24 protein-coding genes are annotated in these 24408 nt (G+C 70.7%); 6 read left to right on the top strand and 18 right to left on the bottom strand.

All coding sequences use genetic code 11. The annotated features are described in order from the left end of the window. Nucleotides 1-96 precede the first annotated feature (96 nt). Nucleotides 97-501 (top strand): ferritin-like domain-containing protein, encoded by a 405-nt coding sequence (locus tag G6030_RS00135; RefSeq protein ID WP_182641801.1) that lies wholly within the window; start codon nt 97-99, stop codon nt 499-501. A 5-nt stretch (nt 502-506) separates the two neighbouring features. On the opposite strand, the gene G6030_RS00130 is transcribed toward G6030_RS00135, so the two are convergent. Continuing rightward, nucleotides 507-2258, bottom strand: a complete 1752-nt coding sequence (locus G6030_RS00130) for a proline--tRNA ligase (RefSeq protein ID WP_063973494.1) — start codon at nt 2256-2258, stop codon at nt 507-509. Nucleotides 2259-2315: 57 nt separating this feature from the next. On the opposite strand from G6030_RS00130, the gene G6030_RS00125 reads away from it, so the two are divergent. Further along, a complete protein-coding gene (locus G6030_RS00125; protein ID WP_043566037.1) occupies nt 2316-3065 on the top strand; it encodes a peroxide stress protein YaaA in 750 nt (249 codons plus the stop codon). 71 nt (nt 3066-3136) lie between these two features. Here G6030_RS00125 and G6030_RS00120 read toward each other — a convergent pair whose 3' ends face one another. From G6030_RS00120 to mqo, 3 genes are all read right to left on the bottom strand, one after another. Beyond that, entirely contained in the window at nt 3137-4123 is a 987-nt protein-coding gene (locus tag G6030_RS00120) for an LLM class flavin-dependent oxidoreductase (protein WP_182641804.1), read from the bottom strand. 104 nt (nt 4124-4227) lie between these two features. After that, entirely contained in the window at nt 4228-5454 is a 1227-nt protein-coding gene (gene cobA, locus G6030_RS00115) for a uroporphyrinogen-III C-methyltransferase (RefSeq protein WP_182641800.1), read from the bottom strand. Nucleotides 5455-5590: 136 nt separating this feature from the next. Beyond that, entirely contained in the window at nt 5591-7087 is a 1497-nt protein-coding gene (mqo, locus tag G6030_RS00110; RefSeq protein WP_347238534.1) for a malate dehydrogenase (quinone), read from the bottom strand. Nucleotides 7088-7221: 134 nt separating this feature from the next. On the opposite strand from mqo, the gene G6030_RS00105 reads away from it, so the two are divergent. Continuing rightward, nucleotides 7222-8256: an alpha/beta hydrolase gene (locus tag G6030_RS00105; RefSeq protein WP_347238533.1), complete on the top strand. Its 1035-nt coding sequence runs from the start codon at nt 7222-7224 to the stop codon at nt 8254-8256. A gap of 5 nt (nt 8257-8261) precedes the next feature. Beyond that, entirely contained in the window at nt 8262-9662 is a 1401-nt protein-coding gene (gene mtr, locus G6030_RS00100; protein ID WP_182641798.1) for a mycothione reductase, read from the top strand. Nucleotides 9663-9678: 16 nt separating this feature from the next. On the opposite strand, the gene G6030_RS00095 is transcribed toward mtr, so the two are convergent. From G6030_RS00095 to dxr, 8 genes are all read right to left on the bottom strand, one after another. Then, nucleotides 9679-11157: an NAD(P)/FAD-dependent oxidoreductase gene (locus G6030_RS00095; RefSeq protein WP_182641797.1), complete on the bottom strand. Its 1479-nt coding sequence runs from the start codon at nt 11155-11157 to the stop codon at nt 9679-9681. A 127-nt stretch (nt 11158-11284) separates the two neighbouring features. Next, nucleotides 11285-12160, bottom strand: a complete 876-nt coding sequence (map, locus tag G6030_RS00090; RefSeq protein ID WP_182641796.1) for a type I methionyl aminopeptidase — start codon at nt 12158-12160, stop codon at nt 11285-11287. A gap of 64 nt (nt 12161-12224) precedes the next feature. Next, complete coding sequence (locus G6030_RS00085; RefSeq protein ID WP_182641795.1) at nt 12225-12377, bottom strand: hypothetical protein; 153 nt, start codon at nt 12375-12377, stop codon at nt 12225-12227. Beyond that, nucleotides 12377-12862: a hypothetical protein gene (locus G6030_RS00080; RefSeq protein ID WP_241724066.1), complete on the bottom strand. Its 486-nt coding sequence runs from the start codon at nt 12860-12862 to the stop codon at nt 12377-12379. The genes G6030_RS00085 and G6030_RS00080 overlap by 1 nt, the downstream gene beginning before the upstream one ends. A gap of 204 nt (nt 12863-13066) precedes the next feature. Then, entirely contained in the window at nt 13067-13921 is an 855-nt protein-coding gene (locus G6030_RS00075; protein WP_007626783.1) for a GNAT family N-acetyltransferase, read from the bottom strand. A gap of 3 nt (nt 13922-13924) precedes the next feature. Continuing rightward, nucleotides 13925-15073 (bottom strand): flavodoxin-dependent (E)-4-hydroxy-3-methylbut-2-enyl-diphosphate synthase, encoded by a 1149-nt coding sequence (ispG, locus tag G6030_RS00070; RefSeq protein WP_182641802.1) that lies wholly within the window; start codon nt 15071-15073, stop codon nt 13925-13927. Nucleotides 15074-15207: 134 nt separating this feature from the next. Beyond that, nucleotides 15208-16428 (bottom strand): M50 family metallopeptidase, encoded by a 1221-nt coding sequence (locus tag G6030_RS00065; protein WP_256386841.1) that lies wholly within the window; start codon nt 16426-16428, stop codon nt 15208-15210. 3 nt (nt 16429-16431) lie between these two features. Continuing rightward, nucleotides 16432-17595 (bottom strand): 1-deoxy-D-xylulose-5-phosphate reductoisomerase, encoded by a 1164-nt coding sequence (gene dxr, locus G6030_RS00060; protein ID WP_347238532.1) that lies wholly within the window; start codon nt 17593-17595, stop codon nt 16432-16434. 164 nt (nt 17596-17759) lie between these two features. Between dxr and G6030_RS00055 the strand changes: the two genes are divergently transcribed. Further along, complete coding sequence (locus G6030_RS00055) at nt 17760-18134, top strand: DUF2631 domain-containing protein (protein WP_007626791.1); 375 nt, start codon at nt 17760-17762, stop codon at nt 18132-18134. A gap of 73 nt (nt 18135-18207) precedes the next feature. Here G6030_RS00055 and rlmN read toward each other — a convergent pair whose 3' ends face one another. After that, nucleotides 18208-19317 (bottom strand): 23S rRNA (adenine(2503)-C(2))-methyltransferase RlmN, encoded by a 1110-nt coding sequence (gene rlmN, locus G6030_RS00050; RefSeq protein ID WP_182641793.1) that lies wholly within the window; start codon nt 19315-19317, stop codon nt 18208-18210. Between the two features lie 84 nt (nt 19318-19401). Here rlmN and G6030_RS00045 point away from each other — a divergent pair, with 84 nt between their 5' ends. Next, nucleotides 19402-19842 (top strand): lipopolysaccharide assembly protein LapA domain-containing protein, encoded by a 441-nt coding sequence (locus G6030_RS00045; RefSeq protein ID WP_007626795.1) that lies wholly within the window; start codon nt 19402-19404, stop codon nt 19840-19842. Nucleotides 19843-19915: 73 nt separating this feature from the next. On the opposite strand, the gene G6030_RS00040 is transcribed toward G6030_RS00045, so the two are convergent. From G6030_RS00040 to rpsB, 5 genes are all read right to left on the bottom strand, one after another. Beyond that, a complete protein-coding gene (locus G6030_RS00040; RefSeq protein WP_182641792.1) occupies nt 19916-20794 on the bottom strand; it encodes a phosphatidate cytidylyltransferase in 879 nt (292 codons plus the stop codon). Nucleotides 20795-20835: 41 nt separating this feature from the next. Then, entirely contained in the window at nt 20836-21393 is a 558-nt protein-coding gene (gene frr / locus G6030_RS00035) for a ribosome recycling factor (protein ID WP_182641791.1), read from the bottom strand. Nucleotides 21394-21473: 80 nt separating this feature from the next. After that, nucleotides 21474-22199: a UMP kinase gene (pyrH, locus tag G6030_RS00030; protein ID WP_007626805.1), complete on the bottom strand. Its 726-nt coding sequence runs from the start codon at nt 22197-22199 to the stop codon at nt 21474-21476. 251 nt (nt 22200-22450) lie between these two features. Continuing rightward, the gene (gene tsf / locus G6030_RS00025; protein WP_007626806.1) at nt 22451-23275 is read right to left on the bottom strand and encodes a translation elongation factor Ts; all 825 of its coding nucleotides are present in this window, start codon (nt 23273-23275) and stop codon (nt 22451-22453) included. Nucleotides 23276-23484: 209 nt separating this feature from the next. Continuing rightward, nucleotides 23485-24366, bottom strand: a complete 882-nt coding sequence (gene rpsB / locus G6030_RS00020) for a 30S ribosomal protein S2 (RefSeq protein ID WP_007626807.1) — start codon at nt 24364-24366, stop codon at nt 23485-23487. Nucleotides 24367-24408 lie beyond the last annotated feature (42 nt).

Raw genomic sequence — 24408 nt, 5'->3', positions numbered from 1 at the left:
GGCCGCGGACGTCGCGGCGGAGATCGACGGGGCCCGCGCCGAGATCGCCGGTGCCGTCTCCGCGGCGTGCACGGCCGCCGCCGAGGTGGTGCTCGCATGAGCCGGGCCGTGGGACTGGCGGCGGAGGATGCCGCGGTCTACGGGTACGGACTCGTCCTCGCCCGCGCCGACGCGAGTATCCGCGCAGCCGTCCGGCGCGAACTGGCCGCGCACCGTGCCCGCCGCGACGAGGCGGAACGACTGTGGCCGGGATCCCCGCCGGCGCCGGTGGGGTACCTCGTGGGACCGGAGACCCCGTCCTCCCCGGTCCTCCTGGCCATCCGACTGGAGTCGGACTGCTGTGAGGCGTGGCGGGTGGAGCTCGGCCGTTCGGACTCGCCGGAGACCCGCCGGTTCTGCGTGGACGCCCTCAGCGCGGCGGCGGTGCAGCTCGCGCGGTGGCGGACGTTGGTCCCGGGCGCCCCCTTCGAGGCGTTGCCCGGGTTCCCGCCCTCCGCCTGACGGCCCTAGCGCCCGGCGCCGATGAGCCGGATGATCTCCTCCGCGGCGCCGTCGACCGCCACCTGGGTGACGTCGCCGGTGGCGCGGTGGCGGAGCTCGACCGTCCCCTCGGACCAGCCGCGACCCACCACGACGACCCAGGGCACGCCGATGAGTTCGGCGTCCTTGAACTTCACGCCCGGTGAGGCCTTGCGATCGTCGAAGAGGACCTCGAGTCGCGCCCGGTCGAACGCCTCCACGAGGGTCGCCGCCCCGTCGATCGCGGCCTGGTCCTTGTTGGCGATCACCACGTGCACGTCGGCCGGCGCGGCCTCCGCGGGCCAGACGAGGCCCTTGTCGTCGGCGAACTGCTCGGCGAGGACGGCGACCAGGCGCGAGACGCCGATCCCGTACGAGCCCATCGTGACGCGTGCGGGCTTTCCGTTCTCCCCCAGCACGTCGAACCCGAAGGCATCGGTGTACTTGCGGCCGAGCTGGAAGATGTGGCCGATCTCGATACCCCGGGCGAGCGTCAGGGTGCCGTGACCGTCCGGTGCCGGATCGCCCTCGCGGACCTCGGCGACCTCGATCGTCCCGTCGGGCGTGAAATCGCGCCCGCACACCAGGTCCACGACGTGGCGGCCCGGCTCGTCGGCGCCGGTGATCCATGCGGTGCCCTCGACCACCCGGGGATCGACCAGGTACCGGACCTCGTTGTCCCGGAGCGCCCGGGGGCCGATGTACCCCTTGACGAGGAAGGGGTTGGCGGCGAAGTCGGCTTCCTCCAGGATCGCGACCTCGGCGGGCTCGAGGGCGGCCTCGACCCGCTTCATGTCCACCTCACGGTCGCCGGGCAGGCCCACCGCCAGGAGCTCCCACTCCTCGCCGGGGCGGCGCACCTTGAGCATCACGTTCTTCAGCGTGTCGGCGGCGCCGATCTCTCGGCCGAGACCGGCGGAGTTCGCCCACGCGACCAGCGAGTCGATGGTCGGGGTGTCGGGCGTGTCGTGGACGGTCGCCTCGGGCAGGCCCTCCAGCGGACGTGCGGGGGGCGCGGGGGTGACGACGGCCTCGACGTTGGCCGCGTACGCTCCGTCCGTCGATCGCACGAACGTGTCCTCTCCGGCGGCCGACACCGCGAGGAACTCCTCCGACGCCGATCCGCCCATCGCGCCGGACGTGGCCGCACAGATGACGTACTCGATGCCCAGTCGGTCGAAGATCCGCTGGTACGCGTCACGATGCGCCCGGTACGAGCGCTCGAGCCCGGCGTCGTCGACATCGAAGGAGTAGGAGTCCTTCATGACGAACTCGCGGCCGCGCAGGATTCCGGCGCGGGGCCGCTCCTCGTCGCGGTATTTGGTCTGGATCTGGTACAGGGTGACCGGCAGGTCCTTGTACGACGAGTACTCGCCCTGCACCGTGAGCGTGAAGAGCTCCTCGTGGGTGGGCCCGAGCATCATGTCGTTGCCCTTGCGGTCCTTGAGGCGGAACAGGGCCGGACCGTATTCGGTCCACCGGCCGGTGGTCTCGTACGGCTCGCGGGGCAGGAGCGCGGGCAGGCTGATCTCCTGGGCGCCGAAGGCGTCCATCTCCTCGCGGACCACCTGCTCGACCCGCCTGAGCGTGCGCAGCCCCAGCGGGAGCCAGGAGTACACACCGGGCGCGACGCGGCGGATGTAGCCGGCGCGGACGAGCAGCTTGTGGCTGAGGACCTCCGCGTCCGACGGGTCGTCGCGGAGGGTGCGGAGGAACAGGTGGGACAGGCGCGTGATCACGGTGATCCAGAGTAGCCGCCGGGGGTGCCGGACCGGCCCGACGGTAGCCTCTGCCGGGTGCGTATCCTCCTCTCGCCTTCCGAGACGAAGTCCATCGGCGGCTCCGGTGCCCCGCTCGATCTCACGGCGCTCTCGCTACCGTCTCTCGGCGACACACGGAAGATGGTCGTCGAGTCGCTGGTCTCCCTGTGCACCGGTGACCCGGAGGCCGCGCGCGCCGCTCTGGGGTTGAGCGAGCGACTCTCGGGCGAGGTCGAGCTGAACGCGCAGTTGTGGTCGTCCCCCACCGCCCCGGCGTTGAGCCGGTACACGGGCGTCCTCTACGACGCGCTCGACCAGCCGTCGCTGAGCGGCGCGGCGCGATCACGGGCCGAGGCACGCCTGTGGATCGGCTCCGCGCTCTTCGGCCTCGTCGGCGCCTCCGACCCGATCCCCCACTACCGGCTCTCCGCGGCGACGAAACTGCCCGGGCTGGGGACGCTTCGCTCGGTGTGGAAGCCGTCGCTCACCGCCGCCACCGCGGCGTGGGCCGACGACCTCGTCGTGGACCTCCGTTCGGGCGGTTACCACCAGCTCGGTCCGGTCCCGGGCGCGGTGACGGTCGACGTGGTCACGGAGTATCCGGACGGCACCCGCAAGGTGGTCTCCCATTTCTCCAAGTTCCACAAGGGGCTGCTCGCGCGGACCCTCGCGACGTCGCGGGCGGAGATGGACGACGTCGCCTCGCTGCTCCGGGTGGCACGTCGTGCCGGCCACACGGTCGAGCACGAGTCCGACTCGGTCGTCACGATGGTCACCGCCCCCTGAGTCGACGCCCCCGCGCCGGGCACCGCCCCCGGGTAGAACTCCTCAGGCGGGTCACCGTCACCCGGCGGGGGTCAGCGCCAGCCCAGCTCCGGCGCGACATGGGTGAGGATCGACTCGAGCAGGTGGGCGTTGTAGTCGACGCCGAGCTGGGTCGGGACGGTCACGAGCAGGGTGTCGGCCGCCCTGATCGCCTCGTCGGCCCGGAGCTGTTTGATCAGCTCCTCGGGCTCGGCCGCGTACGAGCGGCCGAAGACCGCACGCAGGCCCGGTTCGATGTCCCCGAACTGATCTCCGCGTTGCCCGCCGCCCAGGAAGTAACGCCGGTCGGCGTCGGAGGTGATGGCGACGATCGACCGGGACACCGAGACCCTCGGCGCGAAACCGTGGTCGTGGCGCGCCCACTCCTCCCGGAACGCCTCGATCTGCCGGCGCTGCTGGACGTGCAGCGGCTCTCCGGACTCGTCCGCCTTCAGGGTGGAGGACATGAGGTGCATCCCCGTCGAGGCGGCCCACCGGGCGGTAGCGTCGGAGGCGGCGCCCCACCAGATGCGTTTCCGCAGGCCCTCGGAGTGGGGCTCGATGCGCAGGAGACCCGGCGGATTGGGGAACATCGGACGCGGATTGGGTTCGGCGAACGCCGCGCCCTCGACCGCCCGGAGGAAGACCTCCGTGTGGCGGCGGGCCATGTCCGCGTCCGTCTCCCCCTCCCCGGGCCGGAAACCGAAATAGCGCCAGCCGTCGATCACCTGCTCAGGCGATCCACGGGAGACCCCGAGCTGGACGCGCCCGCCGGCGAGGAGATCGGCAGCGGCGATGTCCTCGGCGAATCCGAGAGGGTTGGCGTAGCGCATGTCCACCACGCCGGTACCGACCTCGATCCGACGGGTCCGGGCGCCGACGGCCGCGAGCAACGGGGCGGGGGTCCCGAGCTGGCGGGCGAAGTGGTGAACCCGGAAGTACGCGCCGTCCGCGCCGAGCTCCTCCGCCGCCTCCGCGAGCTCGACGCTCTGGAGCAACGCGTCGGAGGCGGACCGGACCGCGGAGTCCGGATGGTCCATCCAGTGTCCGAAGGACAGGAAGCCGATCTTCTTGGGTGTGCCCACGACGCCATCATGCCGGAGGTCGGCGCGGAACCGCGGCGCCGCGGGCGCGACCGGGTGCGTCAGTCGGCGGCGAGCACCTGTGGGAGGCCGGCGACGTCGCCGATCACGACGATGGCCGGCGGCCGCACCTCGTGCTCCTCAAGGGTCGCGGCCAGGGTGCCGAGGGAGCAACGGTATGTCGACTGGCCCTCGAGGCTGCCGTCGACGACCACCGCGGCCGGGGTCTCGGGCGACCGGCCGCCGGCCATGAGCGAACCGGCGATCGCCGGCGAGTTCTTGACGCCCATCAGCACAACGAGCGTGCCACGCATCCGCGCGAGCGCCTCCCAGTCGATGAGCGAACCCGGGTGCCCGGGCGGGAGGTGTCCGGAGACGACGGTCAGCTCGTGGGTCATCCCGCGGTTCGTGACGGGGATGCCCGCGAGGGCGGGTACGGCGAGCGCGCTGGACACGCCCGGAACGACCGTGCACGGGATCCCGGCCTCCGCGCAGGCCTGGGCCTCCTCGAAGCCACGTCCGTAGAGGAAGGGGTCGCCGCCCTTGAGCCGCACCACGAACTTCCCGGCCCGCGCCCGGTCCACGAGTACCTCGTTGATCGCCTCCTGGGCCATCGCGCGGCCGTACGGGATCTTCGCTGCATCGACGATCTCGACGTCCGCGCGTAGTTCGGCGAGCGGACGCTGCGGGGCCAGCCGGTCGGCGACCACCACGTCGGCGCGGGCGAGCAATCGGCGCCCACGGACCGTCATGAGGTCGTCCGCCCCCGGCCCCCCTCCGACGAGGGCGACGGTCCCGCGCAGGGATTCGTCGACCTCCGGGGCCTCGGCACCGGCCTCGTCGAGGGCCTTCGCGACGATGTCGCGCGCCTCGGCGGTCCGGTCGCGGTCACCGGTGAGGACCGACACGAGCATCTGGCCCCGCCGGACGACAGCGGGGGTCACGGCCGTGCCGGACGTGACGGCGTCGGAGCGGACGCAGAAGGTACGGTGCTGCTCCGCCTCTGCCGCGACGCGGGCGTTCACCAGGGAGTTCCTGGTCGCGGCCACCGCGTACCACGCGCCCTCGAGATCCCCCGTCCGGTACTCGCGGGGTTCCCACCAGACACGGCCCGCGTCGATGAGCCCCTGGAGAGTGGGCGTGACCTCCGGGCTGATGAGGTGGACGACCGCGCCGGCCTCGAGCAGCACGGGGACGCGGCGTTGCGCCACGGATCCACCGCCGATCACCACGACGCGACGGCCCTCGAGGTCCAGGCCGACGGGGTACGGGTTCACGGGCCGGATCATGCCCCGATCCTATCCGCCGTCGGCGGCGTCCCGGTCGCCGACCCGGGCCGTGTGAGACGACTCATCCCCCGGCCGCGTTCGAGGAGGTGGCCGGGGGATGAGGGCGTCGGGACGGCGGCGCGACGGCGCCGGTCGATCAGACCTTCTGGTCGAGCTTGAGCGTCCGGGTGGACCGCTCGAACTGTTCGGTGAACAGCGCCGGCTCCTCGGCGAGCTTGCGACCCAGCGACGGGATCATCTCCTCGAGCGCGGGCTTCCACTCGGCGAACCGGCTCGGGAAGCAGCGCTGGAGAACGTCGACCATGGCGTCGACCGCGGTGGAGGCGCCGGGCGACGCGCCGAGCAGGCCGGCGATGGACCCGTCCGCGGCGTTGACCACGGCGGTGCCGAACTCGAGGGTGCCGCCGCGACCGTTGGGCTTGATCACCTGCACCCGCTGGCCGGCGACGACCTTCTCCCAGTCGCCCTCCTGCGCGGACGGGACGAAGTCACGCAGGGACTCGACGCGTGCGCCGTGGTTCTTGGCCAGCTCGGTGATGAGGTACTTGACCAGACTCATCTCGGTGAGGCCGATGTTGGCCATGGGCAGGAGGTTGCCGAGCCGGATGCTCGACGGCAGGTCGAGGAAGCTGCCCATCTTGAGGAACTTGGGGGTCCAGCCGGCGAAGGGGCCGAACAGCAGGCCCTTCTTGCCGTCGATGACGCGGGTGTCCAGGTGCGGAACGGACATCGGGGGCGCGCCGACGGAGGCCTGGCTGTAGACCTTGGCCTGGTGCTGCTCGACGAGCTCGGGGTTGGTGCAGCGCAGCCACTGGCCGCCGACGGGGAATCCGCCGATGCCCTTGATCTCGGGGATGCCGGACTTCTGCAGCAGGTGCAGGGCACCGCCGCCCGCCCCGACGAACACGAACTTGGCGTCGACGGTGCGCTCGTCACCCGTGTGGCGGTTGGCCACCGTGAGGCGCCACGTCCCGTCGGTGTTGCGCTCGAGGTCCTTGACCTGATTCTGGTAGTGCACCTCGGTGCCCGTGCGGGTGAGGTACTTGACGAGCTGGCGGGTGAGGGCACCGAAGTTGACGTCGGTGCCGTTGGAGAAGTGGCTCAGCGCGAACGGCTGCTCGGGCGAGCGGCCCTTCGCCATGAGGGGGACGAGCCGCTCCAGCTCGGAGAAGTCGGTGGTGTGGTTCATCCCCGGGAACAGCGGGTGCCCGGCGAGCTTGTCGTAGCGCTTCTGCAGGTAGTCCTGGCCGTCCCTGCCGGCGACGAAGCTCATGTGCGGGACGGGACGGATCCACTCCGTCGGGTCGCCGAGGATGGTGTTCTCCACCGCGTAGGACCAGAACTGGCGGGAGACCTGGAACTTCTCGTTGACGTTAACGGCCTTCGTGATGTCCACGTCGCCGTCGGCGGTCTTGGGCGAGTAGTTGAGCTCGCACAGGGCGGAGTGGCCGGTGCCGGCGTTGTTCCACGCGTCGGAGGACTCCATGGCCGGGCCCTCGAGCCGCTCGAAGATCTGGATGTCCCAGTCCGGCTGGAGCCGACGCAGCAACGCCCCCAGGGTCGCGCTCATGGTGCCCGCGCCGATGAGCGCCACATCCGTCGTTCCGTGCTTTGCCACCTGGTCTGAAGTCACCGGCTACCCTCGCTCATTGGTCGTGGACCCGAATCTCACGTCGACGCGGGGCGGTCCCTCGGGGCCCGCGCCCACAGGGCTACAAGCCTACTCACGGGGACGCCGCCGCGGCACACCGGACTAGGGTGGTCGTCGTGTCGCCGCGCTCCCCCGATCCAGCCGCCCTCGGAGACGACCCGCGATGGATCCCCGATCTGCTGGGCCCTTCCTATCGCCGGCGCGAGCTCCCGCTGGGGACCGATCCGGACGGCGAGGGGCCCATCTCGGCGACCCTGGTGCGGCACGAGGAGGCGCCGGCCCGGCCGGACGCCGCGGTACTCGTGGTCCACGGGCTGTCCGATTACTTCTTCCACACGCACCTGGCCGAGTTCCTCGCCGCGAGGGGGATGGCGACGTACGGCATCGACCTGCGCAAGTGCGGCCGGTCGAGGCGGGAGGGTGTGACGCCGCATTTCACGACGGACCTGGAGAGGTACGACGACGAGCTGGATCAGGCGCTCGAGGTGATCGTCGCCGAGCACCCGGGCGTGCCGGTGTTCGTGTTCGCGCACTCCACGGGTGGCCTGGTGGTCCCCCTGTGGCTGGCGCGGCGCCGCGACAGGTCCGCGCTGGAGCCCGTCGTGGGAGTGGTGCTGAACTCCCCCTGGTTCCAGCTCGACGTGCCGGAGCGCGCCCGCGCGGTGCTCGATCCGGTGATCCGGACGTTGGGCTCGGTCCGCCCGTTCTACCGGCTGCCGTTGCCCACGTCGGACCGGTACGTGGTGAGCACCCACGTCGACCACGACGGTGACTTCCACTTCGACACCACCCTCAAACCCCCCGGAGGGGTGGGTGTCCGCGCCGGGTGGCTCGCCGCGGTACGCCGCGCCCAGCGCCGCCTGCAGGCCGGCGTCGGTCTGCCGTTGCCGGTGCTGCTGCTGCGTTCGTCCGCGTCGTCGGTGGGGACGCGGTCCCGCGACGGTGAGATCGACGTCGACACGGATCTCATCCTCGACGTCCGGTCGATGCAACGGTTCGCCGACCGCGTCTCCGCGGACGTCACGGACGTTCCCGTCGACGGCGCACGCCACGATGTCTTCCTCTCCCGCTCCGACGTGCTCGAGGTGGTCTTCGATCACCTCGGGCGTTGGCTCGACCAGACCCTGTCCGCACACCCCAAGGAGTCCTGACCGCAATGACACAGACCCCCTCGCGCCACTTCGATCTCGTCGTCATCGGCACGGGCAGCGGCAACTCGCTCGTCGACGAGTCGTTCGCCGACAAGTCCGTCGCGATCTGCGAGAAGGGGACGTTCGGCGGCACCTGCCTCAACGTCGGGTGCATCCCCACCAAGATGTTCGTCTACGCGGCGGACACGGCCACCTCGGTCACCCATTCGTCGACCTACGGGGTCGACTCGACGCTCGACGGCGTCCGGTGGCCGGACATCGTCTCGCGGGTCTTCGAACGCCGGATCGACCCCATCGCCAACAGCGGCGAGGACTACCGGCGAAACCGCTGCGACAACGTCACGGTGTACGACGGTCACGCGCGGTTCGTCGGCCCGCGCACGATCGACACCGGTACCGGGGAGATCATCACCGCCGACTCGGTCGTCATCGCCGCCGGCGGCCGTCCGTCGATCCCCGACATCGTCACCGAGGCCGGCGTGGCCTACCACACCAGCGACGACGTCATGCGGATCCCGGAGCTGCCGAAGTCGATCGTCATCCAGGGATCCGGCTTCATCGCCTGCGAGTTCGCGCACATCTTCTCCTCCCTGGGTGTGGAGGTCACCGTAATCGGCCGCTCCGACGTGCTGCTCAAGCATCTCGACCGCGAACTCGCGGAGCGGTTCACCGCCGCGGCCGGGCGTCGCTGGGACGTGCGACTCGGTCAGGAGATCACCAGCATGACCGCGACCGGTGAGGACCGTCGGGGCGTGGAGATCAGCTTCGAGGACGGCTCGAGCTGCTCGGGCGACGCGCTCCTCGTCGCGACCGGGCGCACGCCGAACGGCGATCTGCTCGGGCTCGACTCCGCCGGGGTGGAGATGGACGGCGCCCGGGTCCGGGTGGACGAGTACGGCCGCACGACCGCCGACGGGGTGTGGGCGCTGGGCGACGTGAGCTCGCCGTTCCAGCTCAAGCACGTCGCCAACCACGAACAGCGCGTGCTCGGGCACAACCTGCGTCACCCCGACGATCTGCACCCGTTCCACCACAGCAACGTCCCGTACGCGGTGTTCACGTGGCCGCAGATCGCGTCGGTCGGCCTCACCGAGTCGGAGGCGCGGGCCGCGGGGTACGACGTGACCGTCAAGACCCAGGACTACGGCGACGTGGCCTACGGATGGGCGATGGAGGACTCGGTCGGCTGCTGCAAGCTCATCGCCGACCGGGCGACCGGCCTCCTGCTCGGCGCCCACATCATGGGTGCCCACGCGCCGTCGCTGATCCAGATCCTCATCCAGGCGATGGAGTTCGAGATCACCGTGCCCGATCTCGCGCGGCGTCAGTACTGGATCCACCCGGCGATGGCCGAGGTGGTCGAGAACGCGCTCCTCGGGCTGGACTTCCCCGACCGCGGTTTCTAGTCCGCGGCCGACGCGGTCAGGTGAGGACGAAGTCCTCCGGGTCCACGGCGCGGACCTGCTCGCGGTACCGGAACGTGAACGTCGGCCACTGCAGCGAGTTCCGGCCGCGCGAGTCGATGTACCAGCTCGAGCACCCGCCCTGATTCCACACCGTGTGGGCCAGCTCGCGGTCCATGCGATCGGCGTAGGCCCGCTCCACCTCGGCCCGCACCTGGATCGTCCCGCTCCCCGATCCTTCCGCCAGCTCGAGCAGGCGGAGGACGTGTTCGGCCTGCGACTCCAGCATGTACACGATCGACGAGTGCCCCAGATTGGTGTTGGGTCCGTAGAGCAGGAACAGGTTGGGGAAGCCGGCGACGGTGACGCCGTTGTGGGCGCGCGGGCTACCGTCCCAGTGCTCGGCGAGCGTGCGGCCGTCCGCTCCGGTGATCACCTTCGAGATCGGTGGCTCGGTCGGCTGGAACCCGGTGCCGAAGATGATCACGTCCGCCGCGTGCTCGGTCCCGTCGTCGGCGACCAATCCTCGCGGCGTGACCGCGGACGCCGCTCCGGGGACGAGGGTCACGTCCGGGCGCGTCAGTGCGGGGAGCCAGTGGCTGGTGAGCAGGACACGTTTACAGCCGATCGAGAAGTCCGGGGTGAGCGCTCTGCGCATGCGGCGATCGCGGACCTTGAGGAAGAGGTAGAACCGCGCGAACCACTCGAAGAAGCGCAGCAGGAACTGCGCGCGGGTGAACACGACGACGTACAGCTCGCGCCCCAGATAGATGCGCCCGCGGACGAGTTTCTGCAGGAGCGGCAGTCGCCGGTACAGCGTCTTGCGGCGTTCGGAGATCGGACGGTCGAGCCGGGGCAGAATCCACCCGGGTGTCCGCTGGAACACCGTCACGTGCTCGGCCGTCCCCGCGATCTCGGGGACGAACTGCACGGCGGAGGCCCCGGTGCCCACCACCGCGACCCTCTTGCCCTCAAGTGGGATGTCGTGTCGCCACCGGGCGGAGTGGAACACCTCCCCCTCGAACGAGTCGAGTCCCGGGAGACGGGGAACCGACGGTGCGGAGAGAGCGCCCGTCGCCGCCACGAGGTGACGCGCCCGCACCTGCCCGCGACTGGTGTCGACGACCCACGTCCCCTCGGTCGCGTCCCACTTCGCCGCGGTCACCTCACACGACGTGACGAGCCGCTCACGTAGGCCTATACGGTCGGCGACCGACACCAGGTAGGAGTGGATCTCGGGCTGGCGTCCGAACGAGTGCGACCACCCGGGGTGGGCGTGACGGGACAGCGAGTACAACGCCGTCGGCACATCGCAGGCGCAGCCCGGGTACGTGTTGTCGCGCCAGGTCCCGCCGACCTCGTCGGCGGCCTCGAGGACGAGGAAGTCGCGGCCCCGCCCCTCGCGCAGGAGACGGTCGGCCATGGCGATACCGCCGAAACCGGCGCCCACCACCAACAGGTCGATCTGGTCCACGGGTCCACGGGGCGAGTCGATCATGCTGGACAGTATGCACTGTCGTGTCCACGCTCGAGGCCGCATCGGGACGACCGTCCATATCCCGGTCGCCACGGGCCGGGCGCGCGCCCGGCAACATACGGGCCGGGCCGCGTCCGGTCCGGGCGGGTCAGGAGCCGGAGGGCAGGGTGAGGATCTCGTAGCCGTCCTCGGTCACGACGACCGTGTGCTCGAACTGAGCGGTCCACGCCTTGTCCGCGGTCGTCACGGTCCAGTCGTCGTCCCAGACCTCGAATCCCGGGCCGCCGAGGGAGATCATCGGCTCGACGGTCAGCGTCATGCCCGGCTCGAGCACCTCGGTCCGCGACGGGTCGTCGTAGTGCAGGACGACCAGACCGTTGTGGAAGGTCGGCCCGACGCCGTGACCCGTGAACTCACGGACCACCGTGTAGTCGAACCTCCGGGCGTAGGACTCGATGACGCGACCGATGACGTTGACCTCGCGTCCGGGGCGGATGGCCTTGATCCCGCGGTTCATCGCCTCCTCGGTCCGCTCGACCAGCAGTCGCACCTCGTCGCTGACCTCGCCGGCGAGGAACGTCGCGTTCGTGTCGCCGTGCACGCCCTGGATATAGGCCGTCACGTCCACGTTCACGATGTCTCCGTCCCGGATCACCGTGGTGTCCGGGATGCCGTGGCAGATGACCTCGTTGAGCGAGACGCAGCACGACTTGGGGAACGCCTTGTACCCCAGCGTCGACGGATAGGCCCCGTGGTCACACAGGTACTCGTGGACGATCCGGTCGATCTCGTCCGTGGTCACGCCCGGCGCGACGGCCTCGCCGGCGGCGACGAGCGCGTCCGCCGCGATCCTGCTGGCCACGCGCATCGCGTCGATCACCTCGGGCGGCTGCACCCACGCCTCGCCGTTGGCCTCGTCGACGCGGTCGCGCCACACGTACTCCGGACGTGGGATCGAGTCGGGCACCGTCCGTATCGGGGTGGGGTCACCGGGGACGAGGGGCTGGCGGGTGGAGGTGGTCATACCACCAGGATAGGCCGCGTCGAGCCGACCGGCCCCGCCGGTGCTCACGGGCGGGGGCGGCGGGTCACCAGATGACGAAACAGATCGAGGCGATGATCACCATGGCCCCGAAGAGGCACATGGTGAGCACGTCGCCGCCCGGGGACCGGCCGGTCTCGTCGGGCTCCACCCGGTCGTCCTGCCCGGCCCCGGCGTCGGGGTTCTGTCGCGGATCCATCACATCACCCCCAACCGGCTCAACTCGGAGACCATGGCCACGCCGAGGATGACGAACACGACGCCCATGAAGGCGGTGTAGGTCCAGCGCCGGGCGTGGTCGGACGCCCAGAAACGCCGCACACTCACCACTCCGTTGACCACGGCGATGACGCACAGCGCGATGCCGACCGGGGCCGCCACCCACCCGGACAGGCTGAGCAGCGGCACGAGGATCGGGATCGCGAGGTACGTGATGAGGCAGCGCACGGCGGACACGAGAACGGAGATCCGGAACGCCCGGTGCGCGCCCGAGCCGGCCTTCCTGTCGATCTCGTGGATACCGAGGAGGCGTCGCATGACCCGGTCGGCTCCACGCTGCGACCGGAAACCCGGATCGGCCACGGCACCGCCGACCGGCGCCCCGGTGACGGGCGCAGTCGTGACGGCCGCGGTGGTGACGGGCCCAGTGGTGACGGGCCCAGTGGCTGGGGCGGGAACGCTCACGCGGCCCTCCCCTGCGAGGTGCCGTGTCCGGTGATCACCGTCGCTGTCCTGTCCATCGCCGTCCTACCCTCCGTGCGATTCGAGAAATCCGAGCTCACGATCCGACTTCCGGTCCACTGTCCCACAGCGCCCGACCCGGGCCGAAGCCGCGGTGGCCGCGGTACCCCGCTCGGGGTCGGGCCCGCGCGGCGGCGGCCGTGCCGATCACAGCAGGACCGTCGCGTAGTCGACGGCGTCGGTCATGCCGACGCGGCGGTAGGCGGCGCGGGCGGCGACATTGGCCCCGTTCACCACGAGCGACGGCGTGAGCCCGCGGGACCGGAGCGCCGCGCACACCGCGGCCGTCCCCCCCGATCCGAGACCGGCGCCCCGCTTGTCCCGGTGGACCCAAATGCCCTGGATCTGCGCGACCCGCGGGGCGAGAGCGGCGACGTCGGCCTTGAAGACCACCTCGCCCCGCTCGAGCCCGATCCAGGTCCGTCCCCGCGCCAACGAGCGGGCGACGCGACGACGGAACGGGATCCCCGCTCCCACGGCGAACGGGTCGGCGCGCAGCTCCTCGCGATACATGGCCGCGGCGGCCGCCAGAACCGGCTCGAACTCCTCCAGGGTGGCCGGACGGATCCCGTCGGGAATCATGGCGGGATCCACCGGGCGCTCCAGCGTCATGAGGTACTGCTGGTCCCGGTACTCCCTGGCCTCCCCCCAGGCGTCACGGAGGGCCGGCCACAGGGAGGCCACCTGCTCCCGCCGACCGTGGACGGACATGGGACCGAGCCCGAGGCCGGCGACCGCGCGGCCGAGCGCGCGGTGATCGGCGTCGTCACCGCGCAGCGGCAGCACGGAGCTGCCGACGAAGACCAGCGACCGCGCGGGACCGCCGAGGGTGAGGAACCGCCCGTCCGCACCGGCCACCACGCCCGACGTCGCGAACTTCTCCGCGGCGGGCGCCGCGACCAGCGGATCGGACGCCAGCACATCGGACACGGCCCGGGACTCGCCCGGGCCGACCTCCCGGCACCCACCGATCCCGGTGTCCGGCGCAGCCGTGTCGGTCACGGCCTATCGCGTGACCTTGACCTGGGGGCCCTGGCCCTCGGCGGCCTCCCCCACCGTCTCGCCCATCTCGTCGGCGATCCGCATGGCCTCCTCGATGAGGGTCTCCACGATCGCCGCCTCCGGCACCGTCTTGATGACCTCGCCCTTGACGAAGATCTGCCCCTTGCCGTTACCCGAGGCGACACCCAGATCGGCGTCACGCGCCTCGCCCGGTCCGTTGACCACGCAACCCATCACGGCCACGCGCAGCGGAACGCTCATCCCCTCCAGGCCGGCGGTGACCTCCTCGGCGAGCTTGTACACGTCGACCTGCGCGCGACCGCAGGAGGGGCACGAGACGATCTCCAGCTTCCGCGGTCGCAGGTTGAGCGACTGCAGGATCTGCGCGCCGACCTTGATCTCCTCGGCCGGCGGGGCCGAGAGGGAGACACGGATCGTGTCGCCGATGCCCTCGGCCAGCAGGGCGCCGAACGCGACGGCGGACTTGATGGTGCCCTGGAACGCCGGGCCCGCCTCCGTCACGCCGAGGTGCAGCGGGTAGTCGGTCTGGGCGGCGAGCTGTCGGTACGCCTCGACCATGATCACCGGATCGTTGTGCTTGACCGAGATCTTGATGTCACCGAACCCGTGCTCCTCGAACAGCGAGGCCTCCCACACGGCGGACTCCACGAGCGCCTCGGGCGTGGCCTTGCCGTACTTGGCCAGCAGCCGCGGGTCCAGCGAGCCCGCGTTGACGCCGATACGGATGGGGATGCCCGCGTCACCGGCCGCCTTGGCGACCTCCTTGACGCGCCCGTCGAACTCCTTGATGTTGCCCGGGTTGACGCGCACCGCCGCACACCCGGCGTCGATCGCCGCGAAAATGTACTTGGGCTGGAAGTGGATGTCGGCGATCACCGGGATCGGCGACTTGCGGGCGATCGTCGACAGCGCATCGGCGTCCTCCTGACGCGGGCAGGCCACGCGGACGATGTCGCAGCCGGACGCCGTGAGCTCGGCGATCTGCTGCAGCGTCGAGTTGATGTCGTGCGTCTTGGTGTTGGTCATGGACTGGACCGAGACCGGGTGATCACTGCCCACGCCGACCGGGCCGACGTACAGCTGCCGGGTTCTGCGCCGCGGCGCCAGCACCGGCGGCGGTGCGTCGGGCATACCCAGTCCGACCGGGATCGAGGATGAGTCGTTCACAACAGGCCTTCCGTAGGGGCTGCGGGCCGGGTGCCCACGAGTCCCGACCGCCATTATCCGGGTAACCGGCGACGGGGGCGAGGTGGGTGTGGGTCGGCTCAGCCAGGCAGCAGGATCGGGTTGACGAAGTCGGCGGTGATGACGATCGCGGACACGCCGATCAGCAGGACGAACACCGCCATCGTCAGCGGCGCCAGCTTCTCGTAGTCGGCCGGGCCGCCGGGGGCCAGCCCGCGCAGCCTCCGCACCGCGTCGCGGATCTTCTCGTAGAACACCACCGCGATGTGGCCGCCGTCGAACGGCGTCAACGGCACGAGATTGAACGCGCCGAGGAAGAGATTGAGCCCGGCCAGGAAGAGCAGGAACAGACTCCACAGCCCCTGCTCGACCGCCTGTCCGCCGATGTAGCTGGCCCCGACCACTGACACCGGCGAGTCCTCGGCCCGCTCCGCACCGAAGATCGACGCCGCGACGGCCGGGATCTTCGCCGGGAACGAGATCAGCCCCTCGACGGTCGCCTCCACCATCTCGCCGGTGAAGACGAAGGTCGCGGGCACCGCGGAGAGCGCGTCATAGGTGTTGACGGTCTGATACGCGGGGTCGTCGAGGATCTCCTGCGGGATCCCGTCCTCCGAGAGCCGGACACCGAGCGCTCCACGCTCCTGACCGTCGACGGTCGACGACGTCAACCTCGTCGTCGTCGTCACCTCCTCCCCGTCCCGCTCCAACGCCACCGGCACGGTCTCGCCGGGGCGCGCCGACACCACCTCCGACAGGTCGGCCCAGCTCACCACGGGGACCCCGTCGACGGCGGTGATCCGGTCGCCCGGGAGGATCCCCGCCTCACCGGCGGGGCCCACGCCGATGCCACAGTCGTCCGCACTCGCGCACGTGTCACCGACCACCGCGGCGACCCGGTCGGTCGGGATCGGTTGGACGTCCCGGTTGGCCAGCCCCCACCCCAGGGCGACCGTGTAGAAGAGGGCGATCGCCAGCACGATGTTCATGAACGGCCCCGCCAGCAGCACCGCGACGCGCTTCCACCACGCCTGACGCCACATGGCCTTCGGCTCGTCCTCAGGAGGCAGCCGGTCGTACGCGGTCATCCCCGCGATGTCGCAGAAGCCTCCCAGCGGGATCGCCTTGAGCCCGTACTCGATCCCGCCCCGCCGCACCGACCACAGGGTCGGGCCGAAGCCCACGAAGAACCGGCGCACCTTCATCCCCGACCACAGGGCCACCCTCATGTGCCCGTATTCGTGGAGCACGATCGATACCATGATCCCCAGCGCGAACAGGACGATCCCGACGATCAGCACGACTCAGCCCTCCAGGCCCGTGACGATGGCCGCGGCGTGCCGCCGCGCCCAGGACTCCGCCGCCGCGACGTCGTCGGGATCCCGCGGATCAGACGACCACTCGTCCGCGGCGCCGACGGTCTCCGCCACCACGTCCACGATGTCCGTGAACCGGATCCGACCGTCGAGGAACGCCGGCGCGGCCTCCTCGTTGGCCGCGTTGAACACCGCCGTGCGCAGGCCACCCGCCTCGCCGGCCGCGCGGGCCACCTCGACCGCGGGGAAGGTCCCGGTGTCGACCGGCTCGAACGTCCACGTGTGCGCGCGGGTGAAATCCAGCGGCGTCGACGCACCCGGGATGCGGTCGGGCCAGCCCAGGGCCAGCGCGATCGGGAGCTTCATCGACGGCGGCGACGCCTTGGCCACCGTCGCGCCGTCGACGAAGGTCACGGCCGAGTGCACCACCGACTGCGGGTGGACCGTGACGTCGATCCGGTCGTAGGGCACCCCGAACAGCAGGTGCGCCTCGATGAGCTCGAGAGACTTGTTGACCAGCGTCGCCGAGTTGAGCGTGATCATCCGGCCCATCGCCCACGTGGGGTGGCGCAGGGCCTCCTCGGCCGTGACGTCGGCCAGCTCCGCGCGCGTCCGACCGCGGAACGGGCCACCGGACGCGGTGAGGACCAGCGAGGCCACCTCGTCGCTCGCGCCCGCACGCAGGCACTGCGCCATCGCGGAATGCTCCGAGTCCACCGGGATCAACTGCCCCGGCGCGGCCGCCCCCGTGACGAGCGCGCCCCCGGCGACGAGCGACTCCTTGTTGGCCAGAGCGAGCCGGGCGCCCGAGCGCAGGGCGGCGAGGGTCGGCCCCAGTCCCCTCGACCCGTCGATGCCGTTGAGCACCACGTCCGACTCGACCGCGTCCACCAGTCGCGTCGCCGCGGACGGGCCGGACAGGACCGTCACGTCCGGGAACGCCGAGCCGATTCGCCCTGCCGCGGTCGGGTCCGACACCGCGACGACGCGCGCACCGGTCGTGCGGATCTGCTCCGCGAGGAGATCGACGCGGCCACCACCGGCGGCCAAACCGACCACCTCGAAGCGGTCGGCGCCGGCCTGCGAGGTCACCTCGAGTGCCTGGGTCCCGATCGAGCCGGTACTGCCGAGGACGAGAACGCGCGTGGTCACCCCGCCATTGTCCACGCCGACGGCCGTGTGTGCCGCATCGGACGACCCCCTCGGGGGCCTCCCGCGGCGGGTTCGGCGTCGACCTGAGAACGCGGTGTGACAAACTGGGCACGATGTCGGCGGCCCGCAGGGCTGCCAGCGAGCCGTGAGGAGAACCGGGGAGCATGAGCGCTGACGGACACCACACCAGCAGGGAGATCGTCGTCAACGGGATCAGTTCCGTGGACGAGCCCTCGGTCGCCTGGGGCTGGCACAAGCACAGCAGGATGGTCGGCGTCGCCGTGGGCGGGTTCTTCGTCCTGTTCCTCCTGGCGATGCTCTTCGGGAACCACATCGGCCGGGTCGAGAACATCTGGCTGGTGAGCATCGCCGCGTTCCTGGCCATCTGGATGGTCATCTCGCTGCGTCCCAAGAAGGACGACACCCTCAAGAAGAGCCGGATCCACGAGGTCTCCGCTCACCACTACGCCGCGGCCAGCGCTGTCGCGACCGGCGAGGCAGCCCGGAACCCGGAGGGCGTCGCTCCCGCCAAGCACTGACGACGGGCGGACCATGACGAAGGGCCGCCATCGCTCCCCGGAGCGGTGGCGGCCCTTCTCGTCGGTGGGGCGATCAGCCCTCGGCCGCCAGCTGGCCGCACGCGGCGTCGATGTCCGACCCGCGGGTGTCGCGGACGGTGCAGGAGACGCCGGCAGCGCGCACGGCCGCGACGAAGGCGTCCTGCTGGTGGCGGGGGCTGGCGTCCCATTCGCTCCCCGGGGTCGGGTTGAGCGGGATGAGATTGACGTGCGCCATGGGTCCGAGCCGCTGCGCGAGCAGCCGACCGAGCATCTCCCCACGCCAGACCTGGTCGTTCACATCGCGGATCAGCGCGTACTCGATGGACACGCGCCGGCCCGTGGCGTCGGCGTAGTGGCGGGCGGCGTCCATCACCTCGGTCACCGGCCACCGGTTGTTCACCGGCACCAGGGTGTCGCGGAGCTCGTCGTCGGGGGTGTGCAGCGACACGGCGAGGGTGACCTGGAGTCCTTCCTCGGCGAGCTTGTGGATGGCGGGGACGACCCCGACCGTCGACACGGTCACCGACCGCTGCGAGAGCCCGAAACCGGACGGCGGGGGCGAGATGATCCCGCGGACCGCGGCGAGGACGCGCTTGTAGTTGGCCAGCGGCTCACCCATCCCCATGAACACCACGTTCGACAGGCGCCCCGGTCCCCCCGGGATCTCGCCGTCCCGCAGTGCCCGCGCCGCCACGCGGACCTGCTCGAGGATCTCCGCCGTCGACAGGTTCCGCTGGAGGCCGCCCTGACCCGTCGCGCAGAACGGGCACGCCATGCCACAGCCGGCCTGGCTCGAGATGCAGACCGTCGCCCGATCCGGGTAGCGCATGAGCACGCTCTCCACCAGCGAGCCGTCGTGCAGCTTCCACAGGGTCTTGCGGGTGGTGCCCTCGTCCGCGGAGACGTGACGCAGCGACATGGTGAGCGGCGGGAAGAGTTCCTGCCCCACCCGGTCACGCAGATCGGCCGGGAGGTCGGTCATCTCGCGCGGGTCCGCCTCGAGCCGCCCGAAGTACTGGTTCGCCAGCTGCTTCCCGCGGAACGAGGGAACTCCGAGGTCACCCATCGCCACCGCGCGGCCGTCGGAGTCGAGGTCGGCGAAGTGGCGCGGGGGCAGCCCGCGGCGGGGGGCGTCAAAGACGAGGGGAAGAGGATCAGCCATGATTCGGCCATTCTGTCAGAAACGAACGCGCAGGACACACCGCCAACGGTGCCGCCCGGGGAGATGAGCACATACAGTTCTGCTATGGCCACACGATCACACGATCCCGTCGACCCTGATCATCCGGGCGCAGACGACGCGCCGGGTGGGCTGCCCGCCGCGCGAACCGATGTCGGCGACTCGGCGCCGGCCCCCCTGGACGGGGCGACCGACAGTCCACGACCGGGCCGGGCAAGCGGGGATGACGTCTACCCCGACACCGCCGGCGGCCTCCTGGGATCGGCATGGGTCGGTCTCGTCCTGGGCGCACTGGTGACGGTCCTGCTGCTGATCTTCATCGCGCAGAACACGACCTCGACCGACGTCCGCTACCTCGGGTGGGAGTTCAGTCTCCCACTGGGGGTGCTGATCCTCCTGGCGGCGATCGCCGGGGCGCTCATCATGGCACTGTTCGCCGGATTCCGGATCCTCCAGCTGCGGATGCGCGCGCGCAAGGCCCGCAAGCTCTCGGCCCGCGCGCACTGACCACGTCGGGCCGGCGGCTCCCCACGCCGTCGGCCCGGGCGGTCCCGCGGCCGGCCCATACGGGCCCGGCCGCTCAGGTGGGCACGACGTAGGTGAAGACGACCCAGACGACGACGGCGCTGGGCAGCACGGAGTCGAGGCGGTCCATGAAACCGCCGTGGCCCGGCAGCATCGTCCCCATGTCCTTAATGCCGAGGTCCCGCTTGACCTGCGATTCGACGAGGTCGCCCAGCGTCGCGGTGAACACGGTGAGGACGCCGAGCAGGATCCCCTTCCAGACGCTGTCGTCGAACATCGTCGCCACGACGGTGGCGCCGCCGACCGTGGCGAACAGCAGCGACCCCGCGAAACCCTCCCAGGACTTCTTCGGGCTGATCGCCGGGACCATCGGGTGTCTGCCGAACAGCACCCCTGCGACGTAGCCACCGACGTCCGAGCACACGACCAGCAGGATGAGCGCCACGACCCGCTGCGCCCCGAACTCTCCGTCGGACAGCATGGCGCCCAGCGAGCCCGGGACGGCGATCCACACCAGGACGAACACCGCGACCGAGGCGTCCCGCATGTAGTTCTTCGGCGCGGTGGTCAACCCGCCCATGAGCAGTCGCCACACCAGCACCACGACGGTGGTCACGGCGAACGCGGCGAAGGCGCCCTCCGCCCCGCTGAGGAAACCCGCCCACACCGTCGCCTGGCCGCCCAGCAGGAGCGGGATCAGCGGGAGCCGGAACCGCGCCTGGCGCAGACGCTTGAACACCTCCCAGGTGCCGATCGCGACTGCTCCCGCGGCGACGATGTACCAGGCGCGGGGGGTGAAGGCGATGCTCGCGATCACGAGCGCGCCGAGGCCGACCCCGACGGGAATGGCTCGGGTCAGGTCCCGGCCGGCGCGCGACGGAGGTGCGGCGGCCGCGGCGGTGGGCCCGGGCGGTCCGGGGGGAGCGGTGTCCACGGCGTACTCCTCGACTGTGAAGGGCGGATCGGGGTGGGAGGTCAGACCTCCATCAACTCGCCTTCCTTGACCTTGACCAGGTCGTCGACATCGGCGACGTAGCGCTGGGTGAGCTTGTCGAGCTCCTTCTCGGCGGCGGTGACCTCGTCCTCGCCGGCCTCGCCGTCCTTCTGGATGCGCTTGAGCTCGTCCATCGCCTTGCGACGGACGCCGCGGACCGCGATCCGGCCGTCCTCGGCCTTGGCCTTGGCCTGCTTGACCAGGTCACGACGCCGCTCCTCGGTGAGCTGCGGCACCGTCACGCGCAGGACCTGCCCGTCGTTGGTCGGGTTGACGCCGAGGTCCGAGTTGCGGATCGCGTTCTCGATGGGGCCGATCTGCGACATCTCATACGGCTTGATGATCAGCATCCGCGGCTCGGGGACGGTGATGCTGGACATCTGGGTGATCGGGGTGAGCGTCCCGTAGTACTCACAGAGCACACGGTTGAACATGCCCGGGTTGGCTCGGCCGGTGCGGATGGAGGCGAGCTCGTCACGGACGTGCTCGATTGCCTTCTCCATCTTCTCCTCGGCCTCGAGCAGAGTGTCGTCGATCATGTGCGTCTCTTTTCGTTCTCGTCGGTGGCTGTGGTCCGGTGGCGGGCGGGTCGGTCCGGGCTGCTTCGGTCTGCGCCGCGTCAGTCAGAGCTGCTGACCAGGGTCCCTATCTGCTCACCGGCCACGGCGCGAGCGATGTTGCCCTCGGTGAGGAGGTTGAAGACCAGGATGGGCATGTTGTTGTCCATGCAGAGGCTGAACGCGGTGGCGTCGGCCACCTTCAACCCGCGTTCGAGGCACTCGCGGTGCTCGATGCGGGTGAACAGCTCGGCATCGGGGTTCGTGCGCGGATCGTCCGAGTACACTCCGTCGACGGCCTTGGCCATCAGCAGCACGTCGGCCTTGATCTCCAGCGCGCGCTGCGCCGCGGTGGTGTCGGTCGAGAAGTAGGGCATGCCCATGCCGGCTCCGAAGATCACGACGCGCCCCTTCTCCAGGTGCCGCTCGGCGCGCAGCGGGATGTACGGCTCGGCGACCTGCCCCATGTGGATGGCGGTCTGGACGCGCGTGGAGACACCCTCCTGCTCGAGGAAATCCTGGAGGGCGAGGCAGTTCATCACGGTGCCCAGCATCCCCATGTAATCGCTGCGGGCGCGGTCGAGGCCACGCTGCTGCAGCTGGGCGCCGCGGAAGAAGTTCCCGCCCCCGATCACGATCGCGATCTGCGCCCCCGTGCGGGACACCTCGGCGATCTGACGGGCGACCGACTGGACCACATCCGGGTCGATACCCACGCCGCCGCCGCCGAACATCTCGCCGCCCAGCTTGAGCATCACTCGCCTGTAGCCGTCCCGCGGGTCGGTCATCGTTCTCCTCGTCCCGGGCGGATCGAGCCCGTGTCGCGCGTCAACGCCCCCGACGGGGTGTCGTCGGGGTGGCGTGCGGCCCATGGTGGGACCGCGTTCATTCTGCCCTATCGCCCCTGCCGTCACACCGCAGCCCGCCGGACGCGGGGACACCCGGGTCTGCAGACCGCCGACAGACGCCGACGGCGGCACCCGGGATTCCCCCGGGTGCCGCCGTCGTGTGGGACCCCTGGTGACGGGTCCGGGTCGGATCAGGCCTGGCCGACCTCGAAGCGCAGGAAGGCCGAGACCTTCGCGCCGGCCTCGTCGAGCAGGGCACCGACGGTCTTCTTGCTGTCGGTGACCGACGGCTGGTCGAGGAGGCAGACGTCCTTGAAGAAGCCGTTGAGGCGACCCTCGACGATCTTCGGGAGGGCCTGCTCCGGCTTGCCCTCCTCGCGGGCGGTGGCCTCGGCGATCTCGCGCTCCTTGGCGACGATGTCGGCGGGGACCTCGTCGCGGGAGACGTACTGGGCCTTGAGCGCGGCAATCTGCATCGCGGCGGCGCGGGCGGCGGACTCGGCGGCCTCGCCCTCACCCGAGTAGGCGACCATGACGCCGACGGCGGGCGGCAGGTCGGAGGAGCGCTTGTGCAGGTAGACGGCGACCGGGCCGTCGAGCTTGCCCACGCGGCGCAGGACCAGCTTCTCGCCGGACTTGGCGGAGAACGACACGACGGCGTCGGCGACGGTGGCACCGTCGAGCTCGGCGGCGTTGAGGGCGTCGAGGTCCGAGATGCCCTGCGAGGCGGCCACGTCGACGATCTTGTCGGCGAGCGCGATGAACTCGGCGCTCTTGGCGACGAAGTCGGTCTCGGAGTTGAGCTCGATCATGACGCCGTCCTTGATGGCGACCAGGCCCTCGGCGGTGGTGCGCTCGGCGCGCTTACCCACGTCCTTGGCACCCTTGATGCGCAGGACCTCGACGGCCTTGTCGAAGTCGCCGTCGGTCTCCTCCAGGGCCTTCTTGCAGTCCATCATCCCGGAGCCGGTGAGCTCACGCAGACGCTTGACGTCGGCAGCGGTGTAGTTCGCCATTGTGGGGCGACCCTCCTTAAAGGGGTTCGTGATGTGTCGGGAAAGGTGTTGAAGAGTCGGTCGGCGGGCGCGATCGTCTCCACCCTAGACGCCGGGGCGTCCGGGGACGGCCGCCCACCGCCTCAAGACACCTCGGGCCCGGCCCCCGGAAGATCCCCTGGGGGATCGTGGGCGGCCGGGCCCGATGGCGCTCGAGCTGGAGGTGCGGATCAGGCCTCGGTGGCCGGGGCCTCGGCGGGGACCTCGGCCGCGGGGGCCTCGGCGGCGGGCGACTCGGTGCCCGTGACGTCCGCGGCGGGACCCTCGGTGCCCTCGGTGGCGGCGCCACCGGTGACCTGGTCGAGCTGCTCGGTCTCCCACTCGGCGAGCGGCTCGGCCTCCTCGCCGGTGGCCTTGCCGGCCTGCGAGCGGGCCTTCAGGCCCTCGGCGACGGCGGAGGCGATGACGCGGGTCAGCACGGTGACCGAACGGATGGCGTCGTCGTTCGCCGGGATCGGGTAATCGACGACATCCGGGTCACAGTTGGTGTCGAGCAGCGCGACGACCGGGATGTTGAGCTTGCGCGCCTCGCCGACGGCGATGTGCTCCTTGTTGGTGTCGACGACCCACACCACGGAGGGGACCTTGCTCATGTCACGCATACCGCCGAGCGTGCGCTCGAGCTTGTTCTTCTCGCGCGTGAGCATGAGGATCTCCTTCTTGGTGCGACCCTCGAATCCACCCGTCTGCTCCATCGACTCGAGCTCCTTGAGCCGCAGGAGCCGCTGGTGCACGGTCTGGAAGTTGGTGAGCATACCACCCAGCCAACGCTGGTTGACGTACGGCATCCCGACCTTGGCGGCCTCCTCGGCGATGGCCTCCTGGGCCTGCTTCTTGGTGCCGACGAACAGGACGGTGCCGCCGTGGGCGACGGTCTCCTTGACGAACTCGTACGCCTGGTCGATGTACGTCAGGGTCTGCTGCAGATCGATGATGTAGATGCCGTTGCGGTCGGTGAAGATGAACCGACGCATCTTCGGGTTCCAGCGGCGGGTCTGGTGGCCGAAGTGGGCGCCTGCGTCGAGCAGCTGCTTCATGGAGATGACTGCCATGATGGGTTGAGGGCTCGTCCGGCTTGAAAGCAGCCGGACCGC

Source organism: Dietzia sp. E1 (assembly GCF_014145015.1).
In the GTDB taxonomy this organism is placed as follows: Bacteria; Actinomycetota; Actinomycetes; order Mycobacteriales; family Mycobacteriaceae; genus Dietzia; species Dietzia cinnamea_A.
Note: the sequence above shows the minus strand (reverse complement) of the source record. Positions and strands in the feature narration are given on the sequence as shown.